We start from the raw sequence: 23,228 nt of genomic DNA, 5'->3' as shown, positions 1-23,228 counted from the left end.
GGTTAGCGTAAGGGCACCTGCATTAAAGGAGAATAGCAATGCGCCATGGTAAAGCCGGCCGCAAGCTGAATAGAACTGCAAGCCACCGCAAGGCGATGTTCGCCAACATGGCGGCTTCGCTCATCACCCACGAGCAGATCGTCACGACCCTGCCGAAGGCCAAGGAAATCCGTCCGATCGTCGAGAAGCTCGTCACCCTCGGCAAGCGCGGCGACCTGCACGCTCGTCGTCAGGCGATTTCGCAGATCAAGGATGCTGTCGTCGTCAACAAGCTGTTCGACACGATCGCCTCGCGTTACGCAACCCGCAACGGCGGCTACCTGCGTATCATGAAGGCTGGCTTCCGCCAGGGCGACAACGCTGCTCTTGCTGTCATCGAATTCGTTGACCGCGACACCTATGCAAAGGGCGCAGCCGACAAGGCTCGCGTCGCTGCTGAAGAGCAGTCTGTCGCTGCCTAAGATTTTCCGGTTACGGAAACAGGAAAGCCGGGCTTTGCCCGGCTTTTTTCGTTTGGGCGTTTGAGCTCGCTTCTGTTCAAGCTTTGTTGAGCGGCTGATTGATCATGGCTTCGATATTGTAGCCATCGGGATCGAGAATAAAGCAGGCAGAGTAATCGGGCGCGTAATCCGGGCGCGGGCCAGGTGCGCCATTGTCCCGCGCGCCGGCTGCTAGAGCGCTTTGATAGAACGCATCGACGTCAGCCCTGTTCTTGGCTCGAAAAGCGACGTGGATGCGTGTCAGAGGCGGAGCGCTATCGGCCTGCTGGATTTCGAACAGGCAACCATTGCCGATATCGAAGGCCCAGAACACGTTCTCCTTCCCGAAGGACAATGTGTATCCCAAGGGTGCGAAGGCTCTCTCGTAAAAGAGCCTGCTCTTTGTGAGATCGCTTACAGCGACGGTGATATGGTCAATCAAGCTTGGCGCTCCTTATGAGCACATAGGGATGGCGAAATAAAAGCCGGCCCGGCGTTCGCTCCACACATGTCCTGGTTCTCTGCCCGTTTCGGAAATTCATTCAGGCACGTGGATCTTGTGTTTGATATGCTTGAGGTTTGCAACGATCGTAAAGGTCATGATCACCAGCAGGCACCACGAACTCCACTTGCCGATATGCACGGTCGACCACGCGCCGATCTGGTTTGGATAGCGCCAAACGCCGAAGAAGGTGCTGATATTCTCCGCAAGCCAGATGAAGAAGCCGATCAGGACGAAGGCGAGAAGCAGGGGCATCTTGCGGTCTTGATCATAGGGCCTGAAGATGACTGTGGTGCGCGCATAAAGACCGAGCGTGCAGGCGGCGATATACCAGCGATAATCGCCGATATAGTGGTGGGTGAAGAAGTTGGCGTAGATCGCCAATGCCGTGAGCCCGGCCATCCAGTAGGATGGATGGTGTCTTACACGCAGATCAAACAGGCGCCAGGCCTGGATGACATAGCTGCCGACGGCCGCGTACATGAAGCCGGAAAACAGCGGGACGCCGAAGAGCTTCGTATAGGCGAAATCCGGATAGCTCCAGGATTGGATACTGCCGGACGTCTTGAAGACCTCCAATGCAAAACCGACCACATGGAAGACGGAAATCGCCTTCAACTCATCGATGGTCTCGAGTTTTGCCCAGACCATCCAGGCCTGGATCGCAAGAGCGATAATCAGCAGCAGATCGTAGCGCGGGATACCGATAAGGCCTGCACGCGGCACCAGAAAAACCGATAGAAAAAACAGACCCGCGAAGAGGCATGCCCGCGCTTCCTTGACTCCGAAATAGAAGAATTCGACGACGAAGCGTTCGATGCCATTGCGCGGAAGATCGGCCGGTCGGTCGATCAGATGCCTGTCCAGTAGAGGGAGCAATCCTTGAAGTGCGGCAACTTTCGGCATGTTCTTGCGAGTGATCCCGAGACTCGTTTCGAAGCAGTAGGAAGCTATCAGGCTCGGCTAGGCCAGGACAGCACCAGCTTGATAATTTGCTGCATCGCAATTAGGCGTTCAAATCAGTTGAGATCATGGTGGTCGATTGCAATTGAGCGGAGCGATTCAAGGCAGGCAGTTGCAGCGCCTCGCAGCCCTATTCCTGATCATCATTTCGGGCCTGCTGCTCAGGCGCTTCGGCTACTCCGTCGATCTGCCCTTCGTCGTCGTCAAATATGGTGGTTCGCTGCTTTGGGGATCGATGGTGTATTTCCTGCTGGCATTTGCTGTTGGAGGCCTTAGTACAAGAATTCGGCCTGCAGGAATTGCCACCATCGCACTCGCTGTCGCCATATGCGTCGAGCTCTTCCGGCTCTACCACACCCCCTGGCTCGATGCCTTCAGATTGACGACCGCAGGCGCCTTGCTGCTAGGGCGGGTATTCTCGCTCTGGAATATTGTCGCATACGCTTTCGGAATAGCGGCCGCTTATGCGCTTGATCCGGCGCGTAGGCAATCATCGCCTTCGAGGCCCTAACGCGGCGTTACGAAGCCGATGAAACCACGGCGCGGCCGCCACGTGCTCGTCCTTGCCCTTGCCCCTTCTTCCGGCTCCGCCCGATCGGCTTGTAGGAGCGATAGAGGATCAGCGCGATGATCAAGCCGACATAAATATACTGTTCGAGGTCGAGGATCTTCGTGGACAGTGCAAAGTGCAGCGCGGCACAGGCACCGATGATGTAGATGAGGCGATGCAACCAGATCCAGTTCTTGCCGAGGCGGCGGATCGAGAAATTATTGGATGTGACGGCGAGCGGCACCAGCATCGCCAGTGCGCCCATGCCGAACATGATGAAGGGGCGCTTCACCACATCGTTGATGACGGCCGCGATATCCAGCGCCTGATCGAGCACCATGTAGACGGTGAAATGCATCAGCGCGTAGTAGAAGGTCAGAAGGCCGAGCGCGCGGCGATAACGCAGATAGTTCCAGCCAAGGAGATCGCGGGCAGGGGTGACGGCAAGCGTCAGGATCAGGAAACGGATCGTCCAGATGCCGAGAAAGAGCTCGAATGTCTTCACCGGATCGGCACCGAGTTGATCTGTCGCGCCGAGATAGAAATACCAGGCGGCGGGCACGAGCCCGACGACATAGAGCAGCCAGACGGACGCCGGCTGCCAGCGCTTCGGAATGGCGAGCGAAAACGCCGTCATCAGAAATTGACCCTCAGATCCATGCCGTCATAAAGGCTGGCAACTTGGTCGGCATAGCCGTTGAAGGGCAGGGTGGGGTGGCGGTTGGCGCCGAAGAAACCGCTTTCGCCGATGCGCCGCTCGGTCGCCTGGCTCCAGCGCGGATGGTCGACTGCAGGATTGACGTTGGCATAAAAGCCGTATTCCTGCGGGTTTGTCACCTGCCAGGTATTCTTCGGCTGCTGATCGGTGAGCGTTATGCGTACGATCGACTTGATGCCCTTGAAACCATACTTCCATGGCACGACGAGGCGCACCGGCGCGCCATTCTGGTTCGGCAGCGTTTCGCCATAGAGCCCGACGGCGAGCAGCGTCAGCGGATGGCGTGCCTCGTCCATGCGCAGGCCCTCGACATAGGGCCAGTTCAGCGACTGGAAGAGGCCGGCCTGGCCGGGCATCTCTTCGGGGCGCACAACGGTCTCGAAGGCGACATATTTGGCGCTGCCCTGCGGCTCCACCTTGTCGAGAAGTGAAGCAAGCGGAAAGCCGTTCCACGGAATGACCATCGACCAGGCTTCCACGCAGCGCATGCGATAGACGCGCTCCTCGATCGGGAACTCCTTCATCAGCGCCTCGATATCGAAGGTGCCGGGCTTGTTGACCATGCCGTCGACCTTGATCGTCCAGGGCAGCGGCTTGAACTTGCCGGAAAGTGCTGCGGGATCACCCTTGTCGAGGCCGAATTCGTAGAAGTTATTGTAGGTGGTCACGTCCTTGATCGGCGTCAGCTTCTCATCGACCGTGTACTTGCTCTTGACGGTCGTCAGTGCTGCCGCACTCGCCTTGCCAGCGCCGTAGAGCGCGATCGCGCCAAACGTCGCAGCGCCGAGAAATTCCCGGCGCTTCAGGTAAATCTCGCGCGGCGTGATTTCCGAGGAGCGGATTTTGGGCGGACGATAGGCTGGCATATCGAATTCCTCCTGGGCGGGGCGGCCCGTGTGAATCTTTAGACGCAGATAGCGCGCTTTGGGTCAGTGTGTATGCCTTGAATCTTAGAGACGAAAAGCCAATTTTTTGTGTTCGCCCGTGATGGAATAGACCGTAACAAATGTGCCCTAGTATCCGTATATGCCTGATGGTGCCGCCCGTACCGCTTTGGGCATTCCCGGTAGTGACAGCTTGGGCCGATTGGATTAGGACAATTCCAAAGAGCAGCGACTGCCCGGCCTTCGCAAATCCTTTGCCGCCCCGCATCGCCAGACAATTCCTGGATATTGAGGAAGACACCGATGCCAGCTTATCGTTCCAGAACCACGACCCACGGCCGCAACATGGCGGGCGCGCGCGGCCTTTGGCGCGCCACGGGCATGAAGGATTCGGATTTCGGCAAGCCGATCATCGCTGTAGTGAACTCCTTCACGCAATTCGTCCCCGGCCACGTTCACCTCAAGGATCTCGGCCAGCTTGTCGCCCGCGAAATCGAAGCGGCGGGCGGCGTTGCCAAGGAATTCAACACGATCGCCGTTGATGATGGTATCGCCATGGGTCATGACGGCATGCTCTATTCGCTGCCCTCGCGCGAGCTGATCGCCGATAGCGTCGAATACATGGTCAATGCCCACTGCGCCGACGCCATGGTCTGCATTTCCAATTGCGACAAGATCACCCCCGGCATGCTGATGGCCTCGCTGCGCCTCAACATACCCACAGTCTTCGTATCCGGCGGCCCGATGGAGGCTGGCAAGGTCGTCCTGCATGGCAAGACCCATGCGCTCGACCTCGTCGATGCCATGGTCGCTGCTGCCGACGACAAGATCTCCGATGAAGACGTCAAGATCATCGAGCGTTCGGCCTGTCCGACCTGCGGTTCATGCTCCGGTATGTTTACCGCAAACTCCATGAACTGCCTGACGGAAGCACTGGGCCTGTCGCTGCCCGGCAACGGCTCGACGCTTGCAACGCACGCCGACCGCAAGCGGCTCTTCGTTGAGGCCGGCCACCTGATCGTCGATCTCGCTCGCCGTTATTACGAGCAGGAGGATGAGAAGACCCTGCCGCGCGTGATTGCCTCGAAGCAGGCTTTCGAGAATGCCATGGCGCTTGATATCGCCATGGGCGGCTCTACCAACACCGTTCTGCACATTCTGGCGGCTGCGCATGAAGGCGAGGTGGACTTCACCATGGCCGACATCGACGCGCTGTCGCGCCGCGTTCCCTGCCTTTCCAAGGTTGCGCCGGCCAAGTCCGACGTTCACATGGAAGACGTTCACCGCGCCGGCGGCATCATGTCGATCCTGGGCGAGCTCGATAAGGGTGGCCTCCTCAATCGCGACTGCCCTACGGTTCATGCCGAGACGCTGGGCGATGCGATCGATCGCTGGGACATTACCCGCACCAACAGCGAGACCGTCCGCAAATTCTATCGCGCGGCTCCCGGCGGCATCCCGACACAGGTCGCCTTCAGCCAGGAGGCCCGTTGGGACGATCTCGATACCGACCGCGTCGGCGGCGTCATCCGCTCGGTCGAGCATCCGTTCTCCAAGGATGGTGGCCTCGCAGTTCTCAAGGGCAATCTGGCGGTCGACGGCTGCATCGTGAAGACGGCCGGCGTCGATGAATCGATCCTGAAGTTCTCCGGCCCGGCCAAGGTCTTCGAAAGCCAGGATGCCGCCGTCAAGGGCATTCTGGGCAACGAGGTCGTTGCCGGTGATGTCGTCGTCATCCGCTACGAAGGTCCGAAGGGCGGCCCCGGCATGCAGGAAATGCTCTATCCGACGAGCTACCTGAAGTCGAAGGGTCTCGGCAAGGCCTGCGCGCTGATCACCGACGGCCGCTTCTCCGGCGGCACCTCCGGTCTCTCTATCGGCCACGCTTCACCGGAAGCTGCTAACGGTGGCGTCATCGGTCTCGTGCGCCAGGGCGACATGATCGACATCGATATCCCGAACCGGACGATCAGCCTGCGTGTCAGCGATGCGGAACTTGCCACCCGCCGCGCCGAGCAGGATCAGAAGGGCTGGCATCCGTCCGAGCCGCGCAAGCGCAACGTCTCGACCGCGCTCAAGGCCTATGCGGCCTTCGCAACCAGCGCTGATCGCGGCGCTGTACGTGATCTGAACGCGCGATAAGCCGATTTATTGTGGATTAGGTAGAGCCCCTGATTGCAAATCAGGGGCTTTTTCTTTTTCACAGATGTCGTGTCTCTGCCGGTACGGTCCACCAGCTGTTATTCCTGCCATCGAAATACTGCACCGGCGCCTCGGCAAGCTCGGCGGGATCGAGATCGTCAAGGCAGGCGAGATTGATCGAGACATAAGCGCCGCCCATTGCCTCGATGTAACCGTCGCCATATGCAGGTACCCCACAATTGGCGCAGAAGCGATGATGGCCCGAAAAGGTTCCGAACTGATAATCGCTGATGCCTGTTTCCTCGCACAACAGGCGGAAATCCTCTGGCTTGATGTTCGTGCCCCAGTAGCGGAGCTTCCAGCAGATCGAGCAATTGCACTTTCCCGTCCCGGCCTGAATGTCGATATCGGCCTCGTAGCGGATCCGGCCGCAATGGCAGCTTCCGTGATAGGTCTTCTTCATATGCTCCTCCTTGCGAGTTGCTGCATCATATGACAACATATTGTCATTATTAACACATGACAATATGTTGTCAAGATGACGAGAAAACGTACGCCTGATGGCGATGCCTTTGCCGCCCTCTCCATCGCCGTGATCCGCCTTTCCGCCCACTTGCAGGCTGAAGGCGACGCGCTTGCCAAACCTGCCGGCCAGACCAGCGCGCGCTGGCAGGTGCTTGCTGCTGCCGACCACGCGCCGATGTCGGTTGCCGATACGGCGCGTGCGCTCGGTCTTGCCCGCCAGGGCGTGCAGCGGATCGCCGATCTTCTTGAAGGAGAGGGGCTGATTACCTACCGGGCCAACCCGATCCACCAGCGTGCCAAGCTGATGGAACTGACCGAGGCGGGGAGGAGGGCGCTTGCCGACATCTCCGGCCGCCAGGCTGTCTGGGCAGACGAACATGGCGCTACCTATGGCGAGGAACGTCTGCGCCAGGCCGCAAGCCTCATCAACGAGATGATTGCCGATTTCCAGGGCGGCCGGGGAGATCAAGACTGAACCCTTAGAGGGGCCGATTGATGTTCTTGTAGGTCTCGCCGAGCTGCTTCAACCGTTCCTGATAGGCAGCACCAATGCAGGCAGCATCCGCGCCACAGGCCTGCCGCTTCTTCAGCCACGCGGTCTGCTCGTCCTGCAGCGTACCGCGCGCGCCCATGGCCAGCAGTCCCGACAGCAGCTCGAAGGTCGTCACCATCTTCACATCAGCGTCGTTGAGAGACCGGTTCTCACAGATCACCTTCTCATCTGGCTGCAGCTCCTTTGCATCGCAGTTGAAGCTCGCTGCCTGCGCGCCTTGTGGTGCAAACGTGAGAAGCGTGGCGCAGGCTGCTGCTAATAGGATGGTGGTCTTCATGGTCTCTCCTGCTGCAAGGACACTCTGTTTCGGTCTCACGGCAAAGATGATACAGGTCCGTTTTATGGCAAGGATCAAACCCGTCCGCCGGCTTTGAGGACGTTGTCCCTGCGCGGTGACTATGTCCTGCTTTTGAGCTTAGATATCAGTAACCTGCTTGATTTTCCTGATTCAAATTCCCAAATCCGCGATGCCTCGATCTTCCATGCTTCCGCCCTCTTTCCTTTCTAGCGTCGGGCGCTACAACATTTTTCTTGAGAGCATTTCAAAAGGATTCCCATGCAAGGCCTGTTTAAACACGCCTCCGTTTCTCTTCTGGCATTCACGCTCCTGCTGCCGGCGGTCGCCGAAGCGCAGACCAAGACCGTGCCGGAAAGCCAGATGCAGATGCAGCTTTCCTTCGCGCCGCTGGTCAAACAGACCTCGGGTGCCGTGGTGAATGTCTATGCCGAAAAGACCGTCCAGCGTCAGTCGCCCTTTGCCGGCGACCCCTTCTTCGAACAGTTCTTCGGCCAACAGATGCCGAACCGTTCCGAGAAGCAGTCTTCGCTTGGCTCCGGCGTCATCGTCGAAGCGAACGGCACCGTGGTGACCAACAATCACGTCGTCGAGGGCGCCGATGATATCAAGGTGGCGCTGTCCGACGGCCGCGAATTCCCTTGCAAGGTGGTTCTGCGTGACGACCGCGTCGATCTCGCGGTGTTGAAGATCGACAGCAAGGCGGATTTCCCGACACTGCCGATCGGCAATTCCGATGCGGTGGAAGTAGGCGATCTCGTGCTGGCGATTGGCAATCCCTTCGGCGTCGGCCAGACCGTCACCAGCGGCATCGTTTCGGCGCTTGCCCGCAATCAGGTGGTCAAGAACGAGTTCGGCTTTTTCATCCAGACGGATGCCTCGATCAATCCCGGCAATTCCGGCGGCGCGCTGATGAACATGAAGGGTGAGTTGATTGGCATCAACACGGCGATCTTCTCGCGCGGCGGCGGCTCGAACGGTATCGGCTTTGCCATTCCAGCCAATCTCGTCAAGGTCTTCCTGACCTCGGCCGATTCCGGCGTCAAATCCTTCGAGCGGCCCTATATCGGTGCGAGCTTCGATCCGGTGACCTCTGAGGTCGCCGATGCGCTCGGCCTCGACAAGGCGCGCGGTGCACTGATCGCCAAGGTCACGGCGGATAGCCCGGCAGCCAAGGCCGGCCTCAAGGCGGGCGAGGTCATCACCGCCGTCGATGGCGTCTCTGTCGAACATCCGGATGCGCTTCTCTATCGATTGACGACGGCCGGCCTCGGCAGGTCGGTCAACCTGACGGTCATGGAGAACGGGCGCGAGCAGCAGATAACGCTTGCCCTTGCCCGCGCGCCGGAAACCCAGCCTCGCGATCAGCGCACGATCGGCGGACGCACGCCCTTTACCGGTGCGGTCGTGGAAAACCTTTCGCCGCGTGTGGCCGATGAACTGAGGATGCCGCTCGATTCGGCGGGTGTGGTTATCTCCGATGTCGAGGGCGGGTCTCCTGCTTCCCGACTCGGCTTCGAGCCGAAGGATATCATCGTTTCCATCAATGGGGCCGAAGTGAAAACCAGCCGCGACCTGCAGGAGATCGCCGATTCCGATCCCAGCCTCTGGCGGGTCGAGATCGAACGCGATGGTCAGCGCATCAGGCAGTTCTTCCGATGAGTGACGATCTCTTCGCGCCGCGTGTTCCGGAAGAGGTCGCCAGCCGGCGGCCGCTTGCCGATCGCCTGCGGCCGAAGACACTTGGCGACGTCACCGGTCAGGAACATCTGACCGGTGAGGATGGCGTTCTGCGCCGGATGATCGAGAGCGGCTCTCTTGGCTCCATGATCTTCTGGGGGCCGCCAGGAACCGGTAAGACGACGGTCGCGCGGCTGCTGTCGGGCGAGGCGGGTCTGGCGTTCGAACAGATCTCGGCGATCTTCTCCGGCGTTGCCGATCTCAAGAAGGTGTTCGAGGCCGCCCGCATGCGCCGCATGGATGGCCGCCAGACGCTGCTCTTCGTCGACGAGATCCATCGCTTCAACCGCGCCCAGCAGGACAGTTTCCTGCCGGTCATGGAGGATGGCACAGTCATCCTCGTCGGCGCGACGACGGAAAACCCGTCCTTCGAGCTCAACGCCGCTCTTCTGTCGCGCGCCCGGGTGCTGACCTTCAAGTCGCATGACGAAGAGAGCCTCGAGGAATTGCTGAAACGTGCCGAGACGGTCGAGGGCAGGCTACTGCCGTTGACCGAGGACGCACGCGCCAGCCTGATCCGCATGGCTGATGGCGATGGCCGCGCGGTGCTGACGCTGGCTGAAGAAGTCTGGCGCGCCGCTCGCGAGGGCGAGACCTTCGATACCGAAGGCCTGACGCGCATCGTCCAACGCCGGGCGCCTGTCTACGACAAGGCGCAGGACGGCCATTACAATCTGATCTCGGCGCTTCACAAGTCGGTCCGCGGCTCCGATCCCGATGCCGCCCTCTACTACCTTGCACGTATGTTCGATGCCGGCGAGGATCCGCTCTATCTCGGCCGGCGGCTGGTGCGCATGGCGGTGGAAGATATCGGCCTTGCCGATCCGCAGGCGCTGGTAATCTGCAACGCTGCCAAAGATGCCTATGACTATCTCGGTTCGCCGGAAGGCGAGCTGGCGTTCGCGCAAGCTTGCGTCTATCTCGCGACCGCCCCGAAATCCAATGCCGTCTATACCGCCTTCAAGGCGGCGACGATGGCCGCCAAGCAGAATGGCTCGCTCCTGCCGCCGAAGCATATCCTCAACGCGCCGACGAAGCTGATGAAGGGCGAGGGATATGGCGATGGTTACCGCTACGACCACGATGAGCCGGATGCATTCTCAGGCCAGGATTATTTTCCCGAAAAGATGGGCCGCCAGACTTTTTACGATCCGCCGGAACGCGGTTTCGAACGCGAGATCCGCAAACGGCTGGACTGGTGGGCAAAACTTCGCAAGGAGCGCAATCCGCGCTGAGATCAGGCAGCGCTAATGTCAGGCGCGCTTCTGTGCGGCCGGAGCGGTGATCAGCTTGACGGAAGAATCCGCCAGCCCGTGATGGCCTTCCATATCGACGACGATATGCCAGTGGCCGCTCTCGGGGATGGCGAGCCTGACCGGCGACTTGCGCGCGATACCGCCGATATATTTGAAATCGAGCACTTCGGTGAACCGCTGGAAGTTCGGAGCCGTCATCAGCCGCACATTGTTCACGGCGCTCAGAGACACCTCGACGATCGTTCCGGCGCGCTGTTCCTTGATATCGTAATGGGTGAAGCGGAAGTTCGGTTTCGGCATTGGTCTCGCGGCACATATAGTCTCTGCAAGCGGGACTCTATCAGGATGGCAGTTAAGGAAAAGTTGGAAATCCTGGGCCTGGTGCCGCTCCTGCTGTTTCAAAATGGCAGGAACGGCACAGTATTTAGTGGATATTGCCGGTGTTACGCGCAAGAGGTGCAAAATCGAGCACTATGCCCGTTGCGGCGCGGCAGATCTCATCGGGATTGTGGTTGCACTCTTCCGCGGCGAAATGAAGGGCCGCGGCTTCATTGATGAAGAGACCGCCGACGAGCCCCTCCCGATCCTGGACGATCCAGCGGCCGCCCTTGTCGCGACCGACGGTGAAGCGAGCCGGACGAGGAGTGAGAGGAGCCGAAATCTGCCGGCGTTGCTGTGCATTTGCCATTGTCGTGATCCTCGATCCGCGCTTACTGGGAAATAAGATGGAAGCTCATCTGCACGAGCCCGGCGAAAGCCATAACGGCGCCGAGCCGCGGTGCGACGGCAACCAGGCCGGCAAACAGCGGATGGGAGGGATCGGCCGCATGGGCGCTTACGCCACGTTGCAGCGGGTCGGTCTTGGCATTGATATCAGTCAGGCGTGACATCGTTTGTCCTTTCGAAGTCTAACTCAACCGCCGTTTGAGTGTCGCGGCGGTGTCACGCTCATCAAGATAGATGCTGGCGGATAGGGTTTCCATTTGGCGCCGGAAGCGAAAATATTAAAATCTCATAGGGATAGCGCCATGCGCTGAGCGCTGCCGCCGACAAAAGGAGAAAGCGCAGCTACGATCGCGAAGCGGCTTTCGGCCTCTGCCGGTACGAGTGGCAAGCGAAGATCGGGCTCCGTGCCGCGCAGAACCTGCAGCGCATATTTCAGCCGGGCTGGATCACTCTCCGAACCCAGTGCAGTCACGAGCGGATTCAGCCTGTCGCTGAGCGCCAGCGCTGCGGAAATATAGCTCCCATGGGCCGCCTGCTGCAGCGATGTGACGAGACGCGGGAGGATATTGGCAGCCGCCGACACGATGCCGTCGCCACCCGCCAGATGAAAAGAAAGCGCCGCTCCGTCATGGCCGGACAGGAAACGGAAGCGGTGCCGCAGCGCCGCCGGCACGTTGGCGAAGCGGGCGATATCCCCGGTAGCATCGATGATGGCGACAATCGCTTCGAGTTCGGCAAGTCGCTCCAGCGTTTCCACCGTCAGGTCACTCGCCGTGCGTGCGGGCGCATTCTCGATCAGAACAGGCAGATTGCTTGCCGCAGCGATTTGCTGGAAATGATGCAGAATGCCCTTCTGCCCTGGCTTGGAATAATAGGGTACGGTGATAAGCACAGCGCGGGCACCGCGTTCTTCCGCATCCCGGATAAACGCGATCGTACTCTCGGTGCAATTGGTTCCGGCCGCGGCGATCACCGGAATACGGTCCGCCGCGGCCCGGATGCAGATGTCGAGCACCATGCGGCGTTCCTGTGGTGAGAGGCTCAGCCCTTCACCCGCCGCCGTGCAGAGAGCGAGTCCATCGACGCCGCTCAGCACCTGCCATTCAACAAGGGCTTCCAATGCTGCGCCATCGACTTCGCCGTTGCGGAACGGCGTGACGAGCGCAGTGATCGCGCCACCCGGGCGCAGTCTTCCCATGCTGTTCATGATGGGGCCTCAGAGCGAGCCGAGGATCACATAGAATTCGACGCAGGCGAGCACGATGCCGAAGATCATCAGCGCCTGGGCCGTGCGCTTCTCACGCATCTGCCGTTTGCCGCGCGTGATGCGGTAGGGGCGAAGCGGCAAGTATCGGGGGGACATGACATCACGCATGGCGGTAACCTTTGCTGTTGTGGCAAAGGCTACTGCCGCCTCCGATAGGAAATCCATTCGGAGTGGAGATCGAAGATATAGGAATCGCATAAAGAGGCGGCCGTCACCCGCCGCGCTGGTTTTCCCTGTCGAGCTGCGTCACCAGCGCCAGCACGACTTCCGATACGGGCGTCGGCACCTTGGCAGTGCGCCCAAGCGCGACGACCATGCCGACGAGCGGCACGATTTCCAACGCCTTGCCGGCCAGCAGATCCTGCAACATTGACGTGCGTACCGCCCCGATATGGCGCGACTGCTCCAGCCGCTCCTCGATGGTGATGCTGAACTGCGCACCCAATGCACTGCCGACGGCGCGTACTTCCTTCATGATCTTGCCAACCGTGTCGAAGAGCGCGGGGTTGGCCATAATGTCGGTCATCAAGGCGCGCGTCAGAGCACTGAGAGGATTGAAAGCCGCGTTGCCCGTCAGCTTGCTCCAGATCTCGTCGCGAATGCGCGGCGTGGTCGAGACATTGAGGCCTGCCTTGGCAAAGAGGCCGGCAACGGTTTCGAGATCGGTCGACATCTCGCCCGACGGTTCGCCAAGCACGAAACGACCAACATTGGAAAGGCGGATCTCACCGGGATTGACGACTTCCGCTCCCTGCAGCGCCACGCAGCCGATCACCCGTTCCGGACCGATCAGGCTCCACAGCTTGCCGCCGGGATCGAGTTCACCGAGCTGCAGCTCGGCATGGCCGCTTTGCGTGTCGCGATGGAAATACCACCAGGGAATACCGTTGAGCACCATGACCACGCGTGTGCCGTCCTTCAGCAGCGCTGCCATGCCCTCGGCTGCCGGGCCGAGCTGATGTCCCTTGAGGCCGGTGATGATGAGGTCTTGCGGCGGCAGTGTCGTCGGATTGTCCGTTGCGGTGATCCGCACATTGATCGGCCTGTCGGCATCGGCCTCATGAAGTGAAAGGCCGCCTTCACGGATAGCCTTGAGATGCGCACCTCGCGCGACGACCGAGACGGTCACGTCATCGCCGAGCCGGCTTGCCAGCTTGACGGCAATCGCGCCTCCGAGTGCGCCAGCTCCGTAGATGCAAATGGATTTGATAGTCATACCTTGCCTTTCCGCATTCGTGATGACGCCCGTAGATTTAGGTCATCGCAGCGCCAGCGCGAGTGAAAATCTTGCCGATGCGACGATCTTCACGCCGAAATGAACGAAGCGCGCCGGAGGGCGCGCTTGTTGCTGGGGGAAAGTCAGGCCTTCTCAGCCGGTCTGTCCGAAGTCCGTGGAGACGGCGAGTTTGCGCCACTGGGCCAGTTCCTTTTCCACGCTGGCATGCTCTTCCTCGATCTTGGCAACCGTATCGCTGCCGAAAGGCATGCGCAGCGGCGGGTTGGCCGAGCTCACCATTTCGATGATGCCGGCGGTCAGCTTGGCTGGGTTGCCCGGCTGCGAATGGTTGGCGCCGGCTGCGAAGTCGTGCATGTTGCCGGCCGGCGTGCCGACATAATCAGGAATGGAGGCTGGGCTGATTGCCAGCGAGTTGTCATGCAGGAAGTCCGTGCGGAAGAAGCCGGGCTCGATGATCGTGACCTTGATGCCGAAGGGTTCGACTTCGGTTGCCAACGATTCCGACAGGCCTTCGACAGCAAACTTCGTGGAGCCATAGACGCCCCAGCCGGGGAAGCCGTAGTAGCCGCCGATCGAGGAGAAGTTCAGGATATGGCCGGAGCGCTGGCGGCGCATATAGGGCAGCACGGCGCGGGTGACCTTCAGCAGGCCGAAGACGTTGGTGGCGTAGATCTTTTCGATCTCTTCGGCCGTTGCTTCCTCGACCGCGCCGAGCAAGCCGTAACCGGCATTGTTGGCGAGGATATCGATGCGGCCGAAGCGGGCAACGGCGGCAGCGGCAGCTTGCCTGGCCTGTTCTTCATTGGTGACGTCGAGGGCGACGGCAAGCAGGTTCGGATGATCGCCGAACTGTTCGGTGATGGTCTTGGGGTTGCGGGCGGTGGCAACGACAGCGTCACCGCTGGCAAGAGCATCCTTGGTCATCAGCGCGCCGAAACCACGCGATGCACCCGTGATAAACCAGACTTTCATGGCAATTCCCTTTCCTTGAGAGTGTTTGTTTCAGCAGTTCGTTGCTGACGGAGAGGAATTTGACGCAAATCGCGCTCATGTATAAGATTTGTTATTTGAGAGACTATGATGAGTGAAATTCAGTAATGAGAGCGACCGAACTTTCCGAAATGGCAGCCTTCGCCGCTGTCGCCAGGCACAAGAGCTTCCGCAAGGCAGGAGAGGAGAGGGGTGTTACCGCCTCCGCGGTCAGCCACGCCGTCCTCAATCTGGAGGACCGCATCGGCATCCGCTTGCTGAACCGCACGACCCGCAGCGTCTCGCTGACGGAGGCCGGCGAATTGCTTCGCTCTCATCTCGATCCGGCCTTCGGCGAGATCAGTTCTGCACTCGATGCGCTGAACCGTTTCCGCGATACCCCCTTCGGCCGTGTGCGCATCAATGTCGGCAATTCCATTGCGCCTTTCGTCGTCGGCCAGATCATCGGTCCGCTCTTGATGAAGAACCCCAACCTGCAGCTCGAAATCGCGGCAACGGACCGGCTGGTGGACATCGTCGAGGAAGGTTTTGATGCCGGAATCCGCTTCGGCGAACGTGTCACCGAGGGTATGATCGCCGTGCGTATCAAGCCGCGCATGCGCCTCGTCGTCGTCGGCTCTCCCGCCTATTTCGAAACCCGGCCAAAGCCTGAGACGCCGCATGATCTGAAGCGCCATATCTGCATTCAGAACATGTTCCCCTCGGGTGCGCGTTACCCCTGGGATTTTGAGCGGGACGGCCAGGCCATCACCTTCCACCCGACCGGCCCGCTCTCTCTCGACGACCACGAATTGATGACGGCAGCGGCCTTGAGCGGCGTGGCGCTCGCCTATGTCTGGGAGGGCAGGGTGGTGCCGCTGATTGCGAGCGGCCAGCTTATCCAGGTGCTGGACGAATGGTGCCAGCCGGAGGAGCCGCTCTACCTCTACTATCCCAGTCGGCGGCATATTTCGGCGGGCTTCCGGACAGTGATCGATGCGATCCGCGGCGAGTGAGTATCAGAGTTTGCGGAATTCCAGCCGGTAGACGACATCCTCTCCCGTGACAGGATCGATGCCGGGTGCATCGCTGATGACGAGCATGTCGCCCTCGATATGCACAGGGCGTATAAGGGGCCGCTCCCATGTCGGGTTCCAGGCGGCCTCGACATGATGGATCACTTTGTCGCCTTCCAGAGTATAGGCGGCGGTGTAAGCCAGCATCGTATCGAAAAGTGCGGCCTTTTCATTGTCGTTGGGGGCTTTGCCGTTGGGTTTAGGCCGGCGTCGGTTGGTGACGAAGGCCATCATCCGGCCGTCGGCGTGATAGGCGATGTATCCAATGGGATCGGCACCCATGGCGTCGCTGACTTCTCCCGTCGCAACGACGGTTCGCGTCCACGAGATCATGCGCCACGTCCCGAGCAGGGCGGCTCTGTCCATGATCTTCCCCTCCTTAAAGTAGTTTAGCACAACGAGAAATACGGGCTACGAACTTATGCGATCAGTCAAAACTCCCTTTTGACTCTCGGTGGTGAAGTGGTGAAGATGCGCCGCACGAAGGAAGAACAGCGCCGGAGGGGCGAATGAGAAAACCGTTTTTTTCTGCTGTCAGTCGGTGGAAAGTGGGATGTCGCGCAGCGCTGCTGTCAGCGCTTGCAGCCGTGGTGCTGTCTGCCTTTCCGCTGGAAATATCGGCGCAGGAAATGTCGGCACAGACACCCGCCTCCCGGGAGCAGGTCGAAAAGCTAGTTTCCCGCTGGAAAGAACATTTCAAGGGCGCTGAGACCCTCAGGGACCGGCGCACCGCGTTCCGTGACTTCATGGAAACGCTGCCGGAACCGACACGCATCCAGATCCGGCATGTCGATGCTGGCGGGGTTGAGGCTGAACTTCTCTGGCCGGCGCGCCTTCATCATCCGATCGGACGGCGTGTGATCCTGTTCATTCACGGCGGCGGCTTCTACAGCGGCTCCATTCGCAGCCACAGCCTGCTTGCCGGCTCGCTTGCCAAGGCCGCTTCCAGCGACGTATTGCTCATCGATTACCGGCGGGCGCCGGAATATGGCTATCCAGCGCAGGTCAACGACGCCTTGAGCGCCTACCGCTATTTGCTTGATAGCGGCTACAGCAACGGAAATATCATTGTTATGGGCGATGGCGCAGGCGGCAATCTCGCAATCGAAACCGTGCTGCGGCAGATGCGCTCCAGACAGCCGTTGCCGGCCGCCGTCGTGGCGCTCAGCCCGATCACTGATCTGGCGGCATCAGGCGCATCGGTCACGTCGAATGCCGCCAACGATCAGGTCCTGGACAAGAATGTGCTGGAGGCGCTGCGTAAAGCCTACCTCGGCAACAATTCCGCGACGGATCCCGACATTTCCCCGCTATATGCCGATTTCTCGGGTTTTCCGCCATTACTGCTGCAAGTCGGTTCCGGCGAGCTGCTGCTCGACGATACGCTGCGACTTGCCGACAAGGCGCGCAAGGACGGCGTCGATGTGACGGCTGAGGTCTGGCCGGGAATGCCGCATCAGTGGCAGCTTTTCCCATCAGTGCTTGATGACGCCGACAAGGCCGGCCAGAAGATCGCCGAGTTCGCGATCACGCATTTTGCAGACCCGCCAGCACAGTAAGGACCATTCCAACACCGCGCGACCCCGCTCTTACGAATGGTTCGAATTCAGCCCTTCGATCGGCCGGCCGATGGCGAGATTCTGACGAAGTTTGGGATCGAGCCGTTCGGCATAGGCATGATCGGGTGCAGCACCCAGCGCATCCAGCATCTTGGAGAAGAAACAGCGTGCTGCCGCTGCCGCGGTCACGTCGAAGATCTCCGCGTCGCTCAGTTGGAGGCGCTTCAAGCCATCGATGTCCTGCTGAGTCACCGAGGTGGCATCGCGCGCCACCTTGGCGGCAAAGTCCATAATTGCCCGCTCGACGGCATCGATGGGCGCTTTTTCGCTGCCACCGGCGACTGCCGAAAGACTGTCGTTGGTAAAGCCGTCGCGCAGCAGCGCGGAGCCATGCGCCAGCATACAATAGGACGACTTGAGCTCCCTGGCCGCCGCCAGCGTCACCAGTTCATAACGCCGCTGGCTCATATGGCCGCGAATGCTGGCAAGCAGCGTTCCCCAGTGCTCCATCACCTCGGGCCGGTGGCCGAAGGCGCGGTACATATTCGGCAGATAGCCGTAGCTCGCTTCGGCCGAAGCGTACATCGAGGCCGTCTTCTCGCTGGCGGAAGCATCTGGGGTACGAATGAAGGCCATGGTACGATCCTCCCTTGATCCACTGGGAGAATAGAGCGGCATCCGGCGACATCAATCTGCCCACCCATCGCTTTCCGCAAAATGGATGCCTGGTGCCTCAGCCGGCCGTTTGGCTCTGCCGCTGGCGGTAGAATGGCAGGATATGGTGTTCCGTCAGCCGCGCCATGATGATCTCGCCCGGTTCAGACGGCGATATCCAGCGGACCTCCTCGATCTCCGCCGTTGCTTTGATATCGTTGTCCTTCACTTGCAGCAGGAAGACCTCGGCAACAACGAGATGATCCGGCTCGTTGGCGGCTAGCGCCTGGAATTGCCCCAGGAATTCGAGTTCGGCAGCCCTCGCGGTGACGCCGATTTCCTCCGAGAGCTCTCGTGTCAGGGCTTGCTCGGGCGTCTCTCCCGGCTCGATCTTGCCACCCGGCTGCATGAAGGCCGTAGTGCCGTGCTTGCGCACCAGAAGTGTGTGACCGTCGCCCCGCAACAGGAGGGCGGCCGATATTCTGATCGTCTCCATCATGCGCAAATCTGACCGGATTCGCTGCCGCAATTCAACTGCCGTAGTCGGATCGGCCGTTTGTCAAAACCCGCCTGACCGCCTATATCAGCGGCTCAGTAACAGGAAGTGGATGTGACAATGTTCCAGGCGGCGTCGATCGAAGTGGACAACAAGGCCGAGTTCTATCGAGAGCTTGCCCAGCAGCTGCAGGGTCTGCTCGAAGGCGAGCCGGATATGATCGCCAACGCCGCCAACACTTCGGCCCTGATGTACCAGATGATGCCCGATCTCAACTGGGCAGGCTTCTACCTGCTGAAGGGTGAGGAACTCGTGCTCGGACCGTTCCAGGGCAAGCCTGCCTGTGTGCGCATCCCCATCGGCCGCGGCGTTTGCGGGACGGCAGTCAAGGAGCGCGCCTCCATTCTGGTGGAAGATGTCCATGCGTTTCCCGGCCATATCGCCTGCGATGCCGCATCCCGCTCCGAGCTCGTCGTTCCCATCAGGAACGGCGATGAGATTGTCGGCGTCATCGATCTCGACAGCCCGATACCCGCCCGTTTCGATGCCGAAGACCAGGCTGGCATCGAGCGCCTGGCGGAAATCTTTGCTGCGGCAACCCGCTTCTGAGCGGACTGGTGTGGCGACGATCCGTCGCTGCGTTTCCGTCGGATTTGATCGTGTATTCACCTTCGGGGAAATCGTGCTAGGTCACTGATCGAACGACGATTGCGTTCAGGTGCGCTGGTTGTTGGAGAGAACCATGAAGAAGCTGATCAACGATCCTTCCACCGTCGTAAGGGAAATGTTGGAAGGGGTCGTGGCGCTCAGCCCGGCAACCATATTGCTGGCCGACGAAAATGTCGTAATCCGGTCCGATCTTCCTGAACCTGCCAAGCGTAAAGTCGCCGTTCTCTCGGGCGGCGGCAGCGGCCACGAGCCTGCGCATGCCGGCTATGTCGGCAGCGGCATGCTGACGGCGGCGGTTGCTGGCAATGTCTTCACCTCGCCGAGCACCGATGCCGTTCTGGCCGGCATCATGGCCGCAAGCGGCCCGGCCGGTGCGCTGCTCATCGTCAAGAACTATACGGGCGACCGTCTGAATTTCGGCCTTGCGGCGGAACTGGCGCGCGCGGAAGGAATTCCCGTCGAGATCGTCGTTGTTGCCGATGACGTAGCGCTCCGGGAAACCGTTCCCGCCGACCGCCGCCGCGGCATCGCCGGCACGGTTCTGGTGCACAAGCTTGCCGGTGCTGCCGCCGAGCAAGGCCTGCCACTGGAGGAAGTGGCCCGCATCGCCCGGTCAGCATCCGAACAGCTCTCATCCATGGGCATTTCACTTGGGTCTTGCACCCTGCCGGCAGTCGGGAAACCCGGCTTCTCTCTCGGCGAACAGGAGATCGAAGTCGGTCTCGGCATCCATGGCGAACAGGGTGTTCGCCGCATGCCGATCGCACCGGTCGACCAGCTCGTCTCGCTCGTCCTGGAAACGATCGAAGCCGATGGCAAGCTCAAGAAGGGCGACCGTGTCGTCCTGCTGGTCAATGGTCTTGGCGCAACCCCGCCGATGGAATTGTCAATAGTCGCGCGTTCCACACTCGCTTTACTTGAAGGCAAAGGCGTCACGGTCGAAAGGGCTTGGGCCGGCACGCTCCTGTCCGCCCTGGACATGCCGGGTTTCTCGCTCTCCATCCTGCATGTCGATATCAGGTCGCTTGAACTGATCGATGCACCGACGTCTGCAAGTGCATGGCCCCGAAGCGGGGCGGTCAATCGCATCCGAGTACTTCCCTCGTTGAGATCAGCTGAAAGCCCACCCGAATCCCGCACGATTACCGCCGCCGGCAAGCAACTTCAGAAGACAGCGCAGGCTGTGGCAAACGCGTTGATCGCCGCAGAAGCGCATCTGACCGAACTCGACAGCATCACCGGCGATGGCGATCTTGGCGCCAGCATGAAACGCGGTGCCGAAGCCGTTCTCGCACTTCCCGATGCCGCCTTCGCGGATGTCGGAAGCGGATTGATGGCGATGGGCGATGCTCTCAGACGCGCAATCGCCGGCAGCTCCGGACCGTTCTATGCCACCGCCCTGATGCGCGCATCACGCCAGCTCGCAGGCATTGAGACCCCGACATCAGTCGAGATGGCCGAGGCCTTCTCCGCCACCGTCCAGGCCGTCTCCGATCTCGGCGGCGCAAAGCCCGGTGACCGGACGATGATCGATGCCTTGCGCCCCGCCGCAGATACCTTCATCGCAAGCCTGACAAAGGGCCAGCCGACCCGTGACGCATGGCAGGGGGCCGTTGCCGCCGGCATTGCCGGAGCGGAAGCCACGAAGGCGATGCGGCCGAAATTGGGCCGCGCAAGTTACCTCGGCGACCGCGCCCTCGGTCATCCGGATGGCGGAGCTGTAGCGGTTACGGTTTGGCTCAAGGCGATTGAGGCGGATTGATTGAGCGCCTAGAAGGCGAAACCTCTGGCAAGCATAGCCAGGGGAAAGATAGCAGCCGAAAACAGCAGGATGATATTGTACCACCGCGAGTACCACGGAAAGGTGCCGCCGCTTGGAAGCGATTTCGCGACACGATAGCCGAGAACGGCGCCGAACGAATGCCAGGCAAGAACCACAAGCGTCCCGTAGGCGCCTGGAATTGAAAGCCTGATAAAGAGCCAGATCAGCGCTGCGGACACCGAGACGCCACCGACGAAATAGGCGATTGCCATCAAACCGCGGCCAAGATAGGCCATCACGACGTCAGGGCCGAATATCAAGCCGATAACTGCAGCGCAGTCCGGACGGCGGCTACGCAATGCTTTGAAAATTTGCATGAAAGTCCCGGCGAAAAAGCGATGGTTCGCAATTGAGTTTCAGAGGCTGACTTTTCGTAAGTTGTATTGGATGCTGCAAAAAACACCAGCCGCCTCCCGGCAGTCGCCAGAAGCTCAAGGCTGGACGGTCGATCTCAGCAGACTGCGCAAATGACGAAATCTTGATCGACAGCGCTGTTCTCGGAACTCCGGCCCGGCCTATTTCTTTAGCCGACACTGATATGCGCTGCATTCCGGTGTCGCCGATTATCGGTATGGGGGTAGATCAAATGTCTCAATTTCGAAAACTGCTGGTCATTGGATCAGCTGTCATCGTGGCAATCATCGCTTCGTCCTGCACGACCAGCTCGGATAGTTCGATACAAACCGGTTCGATCGGGTATGGGCCCCAAAGCACCGACTTTGGGCTCCGACCGGCGTGCCTCGGCGGATTTGGCAACGATCGCCCTTGCAGCTACTAGCGAGAGGCGCGGTTCTGCCCCGCGGGCCCCGAATAGGCTCACGGAAAAAGTGATGCAATAGGACGCAGGACTTTATGACTGCGGGGCCTCGCATATTATTGACAATAAGATAGGTTACGCGAAATCAGTCATTGCCTGATTGTACGAAGCCGACCTCAATTTTGGGGCGGCAGATTTTATGAGTTTTGGGAGATATGTGATGGAATATCGTCGTTTGGGAAAATCGGGTCTGAAGGTGAGTGAGTTCTCTTTCGGATCGTGGGTCACTTTCGGTAAGCAGGTCAATGGCGGCGACGCTGTCGATCTCATGAAGCTCGCCTACGACAGCGGGATCAATTTCTTCGACAATGCCGAAGGATATGAAAGCGGCAAGTCCGAAATCGTCATGGGCGAGGCGCTGAAGTCGCTCGCCTGGAGCCGCGACAGCTACGTCGTCTCGAGCAAGGTTTTTTGGGGTGGTCAGAAGCCGACGCAACGCGGCCTGTCGCGCAAGCATGTGACGGACGCCTGCCACGCAGCTCTCAAGCGGCTTCAGGTCGACTATCTCGACCTCTACTTCTGCCACCGCCCGGATATTGATACGCCGATTGAGGAGACGGTCCGCGCGATGCATGATCTCGTCGCCCAGGGCAAGGTGCTCTACTGGGGCACGTCGGAATGGTCCGCACAGCAATTGACGGAAGCCTACGCCGTCGCACGCGACCTGCGTATCACGCCGCCAACCATGGAGCAGCCGCAGTACAACATCTTCGAACGTCAGAAAGTCGAAGCTGACTACCTCCCGCTCTACGACCTGATCGGCCTCGGCACCACGATCTGGTCACCGCTCGCCTCGGGCGTCCTGACCGGCAAATACAATGACGGCGTGCCGGCCGACAGCCGCATGAACCTGCCCGGCTACGAATGGCTGAAGGAAAAATGGTCCACCGACGCCGGCCGCGCCCAACTGGACCAGGTTCGCCAGCTTGCCAAGCTCTCGAACGAGATCGGCCTGTCGATCACCCATCTTGCCCTCCTCTGGTGCCTTGCCAACAAGCACGTCTCGACCGTCATCCTCGGCGCATCGCGCTCAAGCCAGCTGCAGGACAATCTCGCGGCCCTCTCGCACAAGGATAAGGTGACATCAGATGTGCTGGAGCGGATCGACAGCATCGTCGGAAACAAGCCGGAAGCACCGCGCCGCTTCTAGGCAAGGCTAGGCTATCCAGATCAAGCATCTGGCTCTTATCGTTGTTCCAATAGGAAAATGGCCGGACCCGTTGGTTCGGCCATTTCATTTTTACTGCGCTTCGTTGACCGCGCGTCAGGACGAGTGGCGGCCCGGTTTATCGCGCCAACCGGTCTCTCATGCATGCGCCGTGGAATGGG

General features: G+C 60.1%; 29 protein-coding genes. 12 read left to right on the top strand and 17 right to left on the bottom strand.

Features of this window, described 5'->3' with window-relative positions; genetic code table 11:
* Positions 1-38: 38 nt before the first annotated feature.
* Positions 39-461, top strand: a complete 423-nt coding sequence (rplQ, locus tag AB4Z13_RS16790) for a 50S ribosomal protein L17 (protein ID WP_007812897.1) — start codon at positions 39-41, stop codon at positions 459-461.
* 76 nt (positions 462-537) lie between these two features.
* On the opposite strand, the gene AB4Z13_RS16785 is transcribed toward rplQ, so the two are convergent.
* Positions 538-921, bottom strand: coding sequence for a VOC family protein (locus AB4Z13_RS16785; protein ID WP_439014704.1), 384 nt, complete (start codon positions 919-921; stop codon positions 538-540).
* A 96-nt stretch (positions 922-1,017) separates the two neighbouring features.
* Positions 1,018-1,887 (bottom strand): DUF817 domain-containing protein, encoded by an 870-nt coding sequence (locus tag AB4Z13_RS16780; RefSeq protein ID WP_439014705.1) that lies wholly within the window; start codon positions 1,885-1,887, stop codon positions 1,018-1,020.
* A 169-nt stretch (positions 1,888-2,056) separates the two neighbouring features.
* On the opposite strand from AB4Z13_RS16780, the gene AB4Z13_RS16775 reads away from it, so the two are divergent.
* On the top strand, positions 2,057-2,455 hold the full coding sequence (locus AB4Z13_RS16775; protein ID WP_439014706.1) for a DUF2809 domain-containing protein: 399 nt from the start codon (positions 2,057-2,059) through the stop codon (positions 2,453-2,455).
* 7 nt (positions 2,456-2,462) lie between these two features.
* On the opposite strand, the gene msrQ is transcribed toward AB4Z13_RS16775, so the two are convergent.
* Both msrQ and msrP read right to left on the bottom strand, forming a co-directional pair.
* A complete protein-coding gene (gene msrQ, locus AB4Z13_RS16770) occupies positions 2,463-3,131 on the bottom strand; it encodes a protein-methionine-sulfoxide reductase heme-binding subunit MsrQ (protein ID WP_439014707.1) in 669 nt (222 codons plus the stop codon).
* Complete coding sequence (gene msrP, locus AB4Z13_RS16765) at positions 3,131-4,078, bottom strand: protein-methionine-sulfoxide reductase catalytic subunit MsrP (protein WP_113324628.1); 948 nt, start codon at positions 4,076-4,078, stop codon at positions 3,131-3,133. Before msrP ends, msrQ begins: the two co-directional genes overlap by 1 nt.
* A gap of 321 nt (positions 4,079-4,399) precedes the next feature.
* Between msrP and ilvD the strand changes: the two genes are divergently transcribed.
* On the top strand, positions 4,400-6,238 hold the full coding sequence (gene ilvD / locus AB4Z13_RS16760) for a dihydroxy-acid dehydratase (RefSeq protein ID WP_439014708.1): 1,839 nt from the start codon (positions 4,400-4,402) through the stop codon (positions 6,236-6,238).
* A 58-nt stretch (positions 6,239-6,296) separates the two neighbouring features.
* Here ilvD and AB4Z13_RS16755 read toward each other — a convergent pair whose 3' ends face one another.
* Complete coding sequence (locus AB4Z13_RS16755) at positions 6,297-6,701, bottom strand: GFA family protein (RefSeq protein WP_113324630.1); 405 nt, start codon at positions 6,699-6,701, stop codon at positions 6,297-6,299.
* 75 nt (positions 6,702-6,776) lie between these two features.
* On the opposite strand from AB4Z13_RS16755, the gene AB4Z13_RS16750 reads away from it, so the two are divergent.
* The gene (locus tag AB4Z13_RS16750) at positions 6,777-7,238 is read left to right on the top strand and encodes a MarR family winged helix-turn-helix transcriptional regulator (protein WP_439014709.1); all 462 of its coding nucleotides are present in this window, start codon (positions 6,777-6,779) and stop codon (positions 7,236-7,238) included.
* A 4-nt stretch (positions 7,239-7,242) separates the two neighbouring features.
* Here the strand turns inward: AB4Z13_RS16750 and AB4Z13_RS16745 are convergent, their stop codons facing one another.
* Positions 7,243-7,593 (bottom strand): lysozyme inhibitor LprI family protein, encoded by a 351-nt coding sequence (locus tag AB4Z13_RS16745; protein WP_439014710.1) that lies wholly within the window; start codon positions 7,591-7,593, stop codon positions 7,243-7,245.
* 279 nt (positions 7,594-7,872) lie between these two features.
* Here AB4Z13_RS16745 and AB4Z13_RS16740 point away from each other — a divergent pair, with 279 nt between their 5' ends.
* Together AB4Z13_RS16740 and AB4Z13_RS16735 are read left to right on the top strand one after the other, a co-directional pair.
* A complete protein-coding gene (locus tag AB4Z13_RS16740) occupies positions 7,873-9,273 on the top strand; it encodes a DegQ family serine endoprotease (protein WP_439014711.1) in 1,401 nt (466 codons plus the stop codon).
* Positions 9,270-10,586 carry a replication-associated recombination protein A gene (locus tag AB4Z13_RS16735; protein ID WP_439014712.1) on the top strand — a complete coding sequence of 439 codons (1,317 nt, stop codon included), beginning with the start codon at positions 9,270-9,272 and terminating at the stop codon, positions 10,584-10,586. Before AB4Z13_RS16740 ends, AB4Z13_RS16735 begins: the two co-directional genes overlap by 4 nt.
* A gap of 18 nt (positions 10,587-10,604) precedes the next feature.
* Here the strand turns inward: AB4Z13_RS16735 and AB4Z13_RS16730 are convergent, their stop codons facing one another.
* From AB4Z13_RS16730 to AB4Z13_RS16700, 7 genes are all read right to left on the bottom strand, one after another.
* On the bottom strand, positions 10,605-10,907 hold the full coding sequence (locus AB4Z13_RS16730) for a DUF1883 domain-containing protein (protein ID WP_113324635.1): 303 nt from the start codon (positions 10,905-10,907) through the stop codon (positions 10,605-10,607).
* A gap of 124 nt (positions 10,908-11,031) precedes the next feature.
* Positions 11,032-11,295, bottom strand: coding sequence for a hypothetical protein (locus AB4Z13_RS16725; protein ID WP_037106596.1), 264 nt, complete (start codon positions 11,293-11,295; stop codon positions 11,032-11,034).
* 22 nt (positions 11,296-11,317) lie between these two features.
* Positions 11,318-11,497, bottom strand: coding sequence for a hypothetical protein (locus AB4Z13_RS16720; RefSeq protein ID WP_113324636.1), 180 nt, complete (start codon positions 11,495-11,497; stop codon positions 11,318-11,320).
* 122 nt (positions 11,498-11,619) lie between these two features.
* A complete protein-coding gene (gene dapA, locus AB4Z13_RS16715) occupies positions 11,620-12,540 on the bottom strand; it encodes a 4-hydroxy-tetrahydrodipicolinate synthase (RefSeq protein WP_442206357.1) in 921 nt (306 codons plus the stop codon).
* 9 nt (positions 12,541-12,549) lie between these two features.
* Positions 12,550-12,708, bottom strand: coding sequence for a hypothetical protein (locus AB4Z13_RS16710; RefSeq protein ID WP_439014714.1), 159 nt, complete (start codon positions 12,706-12,708; stop codon positions 12,550-12,552).
* A 103-nt stretch (positions 12,709-12,811) separates the two neighbouring features.
* Positions 12,812-13,816, bottom strand: a complete 1,005-nt coding sequence (locus AB4Z13_RS16705) for a ketopantoate reductase family protein (RefSeq protein ID WP_439014715.1) — start codon at positions 13,814-13,816, stop codon at positions 12,812-12,814.
* A 153-nt stretch (positions 13,817-13,969) separates the two neighbouring features.
* A complete protein-coding gene (locus tag AB4Z13_RS16700; protein WP_439014716.1) occupies positions 13,970-14,809 on the bottom strand; it encodes an SDR family NAD(P)-dependent oxidoreductase in 840 nt (279 codons plus the stop codon).
* Between the two features lie 125 nt (positions 14,810-14,934).
* On the opposite strand from AB4Z13_RS16700, the gene AB4Z13_RS16695 reads away from it, so the two are divergent.
* Positions 14,935-15,822 carry a LysR family transcriptional regulator gene (locus AB4Z13_RS16695; RefSeq protein WP_439014717.1) on the top strand — a complete coding sequence of 296 codons (888 nt, stop codon included), beginning with the start codon at positions 14,935-14,937 and terminating at the stop codon, positions 15,820-15,822.
* A gap of 3 nt (positions 15,823-15,825) precedes the next feature.
* Here AB4Z13_RS16695 and AB4Z13_RS16690 read toward each other — a convergent pair whose 3' ends face one another.
* Positions 15,826-16,248 (bottom strand): lipocalin-like domain-containing protein, encoded by a 423-nt coding sequence (locus tag AB4Z13_RS16690; protein ID WP_439014718.1) that lies wholly within the window; start codon positions 16,246-16,248, stop codon positions 15,826-15,828.
* 263 nt (positions 16,249-16,511) lie between these two features.
* Here AB4Z13_RS16690 and AB4Z13_RS16685 point away from each other — a divergent pair, with 263 nt between their 5' ends.
* Entirely contained in the window at positions 16,512-17,441 is a 930-nt protein-coding gene (locus tag AB4Z13_RS16685) for an alpha/beta hydrolase (protein WP_439017193.1), read from the top strand.
* Between the two features lie 30 nt (positions 17,442-17,471).
* Here the strand turns inward: AB4Z13_RS16685 and AB4Z13_RS16680 are convergent, their stop codons facing one another.
* Positions 17,472-18,077 carry a carboxymuconolactone decarboxylase family protein gene (locus AB4Z13_RS16680; RefSeq protein ID WP_439014719.1) on the bottom strand — a complete coding sequence of 202 codons (606 nt, stop codon included), beginning with the start codon at positions 18,075-18,077 and terminating at the stop codon, positions 17,472-17,474.
* A 97-nt stretch (positions 18,078-18,174) separates the two neighbouring features.
* On the bottom strand, positions 18,175-18,594 hold the full coding sequence (locus AB4Z13_RS16675) for an NUDIX hydrolase (RefSeq protein WP_439014720.1): 420 nt from the start codon (positions 18,592-18,594) through the stop codon (positions 18,175-18,177).
* Between the two features lie 117 nt (positions 18,595-18,711).
* Here AB4Z13_RS16675 and AB4Z13_RS16670 point away from each other — a divergent pair, with 117 nt between their 5' ends.
* Positions 18,712-19,200 carry a GAF domain-containing protein gene (locus tag AB4Z13_RS16670; protein ID WP_113324643.1) on the top strand — a complete coding sequence of 163 codons (489 nt, stop codon included), beginning with the start codon at positions 18,712-18,714 and terminating at the stop codon, positions 19,198-19,200.
* A gap of 133 nt (positions 19,201-19,333) precedes the next feature.
* Positions 19,334-21,022, top strand: coding sequence for a dihydroxyacetone kinase family protein (locus AB4Z13_RS16665; RefSeq protein ID WP_439014721.1), 1,689 nt, complete (start codon positions 19,334-19,336; stop codon positions 21,020-21,022).
* Positions 21,023-21,030: 8 nt separating this feature from the next.
* Here the strand turns inward: AB4Z13_RS16665 and AB4Z13_RS16660 are convergent, their stop codons facing one another.
* On the bottom strand, positions 21,031-21,399 hold the full coding sequence (locus AB4Z13_RS16660; RefSeq protein WP_439014722.1) for a hypothetical protein: 369 nt from the start codon (positions 21,397-21,399) through the stop codon (positions 21,031-21,033).
* 269 nt (positions 21,400-21,668) lie between these two features.
* On the opposite strand from AB4Z13_RS16660, the gene AB4Z13_RS16655 reads away from it, so the two are divergent.
* Both AB4Z13_RS16655 and AB4Z13_RS16650 read left to right on the top strand, forming a co-directional pair.
* Complete coding sequence (locus AB4Z13_RS16655) at positions 21,669-21,860, top strand: hypothetical protein (protein WP_113324664.1); 192 nt, start codon at positions 21,669-21,671, stop codon at positions 21,858-21,860.
* A 199-nt stretch (positions 21,861-22,059) separates the two neighbouring features.
* Positions 22,060-23,049, top strand: a complete 990-nt coding sequence (locus AB4Z13_RS16650) for a potassium channel beta subunit family protein (RefSeq protein WP_113324646.1) — start codon at positions 22,060-22,062, stop codon at positions 23,047-23,049.
* Positions 23,050-23,228: the final 179 nt, after the last annotated feature.

Source organism: Rhizobium sp. YAF28 (assembly GCF_052113285.1).
Taxonomy (GTDB): Bacteria; Pseudomonadota; Alphaproteobacteria; order Rhizobiales; family Rhizobiaceae; genus Rhizobium.
Note: the sequence above shows the minus strand (reverse complement) of the source record. Positions and strands in the feature narration are given on the sequence as shown.

Excerpts from the sequence above, each read along its gene's own strand:
- AB4Z13_RS16655 (WP_113324664.1), top strand. The coding sequence starts at position 21,669 with ATGTCTCAATTTCGAAAACTGCTGGTCATTGGATCAGCTGTCATCGTG.
- AB4Z13_RS16720 (WP_113324636.1), bottom strand. The coding sequence starts at position 11,497 with ATGTCACGCCTGACTGATATCAATGCCAAGACCGACCCGCTGCAACGT.
- AB4Z13_RS16735 (WP_439014712.1), top strand. The coding sequence starts at position 9,270 with ATGAGTGACGATCTCTTCGCGCCGCGTGTTCCGGAAGAGGTCGCCAGC.
- dapA (WP_442206357.1), bottom strand. The coding sequence starts at position 12,540 with ATGAACAGCATGGGAAGACTGCGCCCGGGTGGCGCGATCACTGCGCTC.
- AB4Z13_RS16665 (WP_439014721.1), top strand. The coding sequence starts at position 19,334 with ATGAAGAAGCTGATCAACGATCCTTCCACCGTCGTAAGGGAAATGTTG.
- msrP (WP_113324628.1), bottom strand. The coding sequence starts at position 4,078 with ATGCCAGCCTATCGTCCGCCCAAAATCCGCTCCTCGGAAATCACGCCG.
- msrQ (WP_439014707.1), bottom strand. The coding sequence starts at position 3,131 with ATGACGGCGTTTTCGCTCGCCATTCCGAAGCGCTGGCAGCCGGCGTCC.
- AB4Z13_RS16730 (WP_113324635.1), bottom strand. The coding sequence starts at position 10,907 with ATGCCGAAACCGAACTTCCGCTTCACCCATTACGATATCAAGGAACAG.
- AB4Z13_RS16685 (WP_439017193.1), top strand. The coding sequence starts at position 16,512 with ATGTCGGCACAGACACCCGCCTCCCGGGAGCAGGTCGAAAAGCTAGTT.
- rplQ (WP_007812897.1), top strand. The coding sequence starts at position 39 with ATGCGCCATGGTAAAGCCGGCCGCAAGCTGAATAGAACTGCAAGCCAC.
- AB4Z13_RS16740 (WP_439014711.1), top strand. The coding sequence starts at position 7,873 with ATGCAAGGCCTGTTTAAACACGCCTCCGTTTCTCTTCTGGCATTCACG.
- AB4Z13_RS16680 (WP_439014719.1), bottom strand. The coding sequence starts at position 18,077 with ATGGCCTTCATTCGTACCCCAGATGCTTCCGCCAGCGAGAAGACGGCC.
- AB4Z13_RS16750 (WP_439014709.1), top strand. The coding sequence starts at position 6,777 with ATGACGAGAAAACGTACGCCTGATGGCGATGCCTTTGCCGCCCTCTCC.
- AB4Z13_RS16695 (WP_439014717.1), top strand. The coding sequence starts at position 14,935 with ATGAGAGCGACCGAACTTTCCGAAATGGCAGCCTTCGCCGCTGTCGCC.
- ilvD (WP_439014708.1), top strand. The coding sequence starts at position 4,400 with ATGCCAGCTTATCGTTCCAGAACCACGACCCACGGCCGCAACATGGCG.
- AB4Z13_RS16745 (WP_439014710.1), bottom strand. The coding sequence starts at position 7,593 with ATGAAGACCACCATCCTATTAGCAGCAGCCTGCGCCACGCTTCTCACG.
- AB4Z13_RS16670 (WP_113324643.1), top strand. The coding sequence starts at position 18,712 with ATGTTCCAGGCGGCGTCGATCGAAGTGGACAACAAGGCCGAGTTCTAT.
- AB4Z13_RS16690 (WP_439014718.1), bottom strand. The coding sequence starts at position 16,248 with ATGGACAGAGCCGCCCTGCTCGGGACGTGGCGCATGATCTCGTGGACG.
- AB4Z13_RS16725 (WP_037106596.1), bottom strand. The coding sequence starts at position 11,295 with ATGGCAAATGCACAGCAACGCCGGCAGATTTCGGCTCCTCTCACTCCT.
- AB4Z13_RS16710 (WP_439014714.1), bottom strand. The coding sequence starts at position 12,708 with ATGCGTGATGTCATGTCCCCCCGATACTTGCCGCTTCGCCCCTACCGC.
- AB4Z13_RS16660 (WP_439014722.1), bottom strand. The coding sequence starts at position 21,399 with ATGCAAATTTTCAAAGCATTGCGTAGCCGCCGTCCGGACTGCGCTGCA.
- AB4Z13_RS16650 (WP_113324646.1), top strand. The coding sequence starts at position 22,060 with ATGGAATATCGTCGTTTGGGAAAATCGGGTCTGAAGGTGAGTGAGTTC.
- AB4Z13_RS16705 (WP_439014715.1), bottom strand. The coding sequence starts at position 13,816 with ATGACTATCAAATCCATTTGCATCTACGGAGCTGGCGCACTCGGAGGC.
- AB4Z13_RS16780 (WP_439014705.1), bottom strand. The coding sequence starts at position 1,887 with ATGCCGAAAGTTGCCGCACTTCAAGGATTGCTCCCTCTACTGGACAGG.
- AB4Z13_RS16755 (WP_113324630.1), bottom strand. The coding sequence starts at position 6,701 with ATGAAGAAGACCTATCACGGAAGCTGCCATTGCGGCCGGATCCGCTAC.
- AB4Z13_RS16700 (WP_439014716.1), bottom strand. The coding sequence starts at position 14,809 with ATGAAAGTCTGGTTTATCACGGGTGCATCGCGTGGTTTCGGCGCGCTG.
- AB4Z13_RS16675 (WP_439014720.1), bottom strand. The coding sequence starts at position 18,594 with ATGATGGAGACGATCAGAATATCGGCCGCCCTCCTGTTGCGGGGCGAC.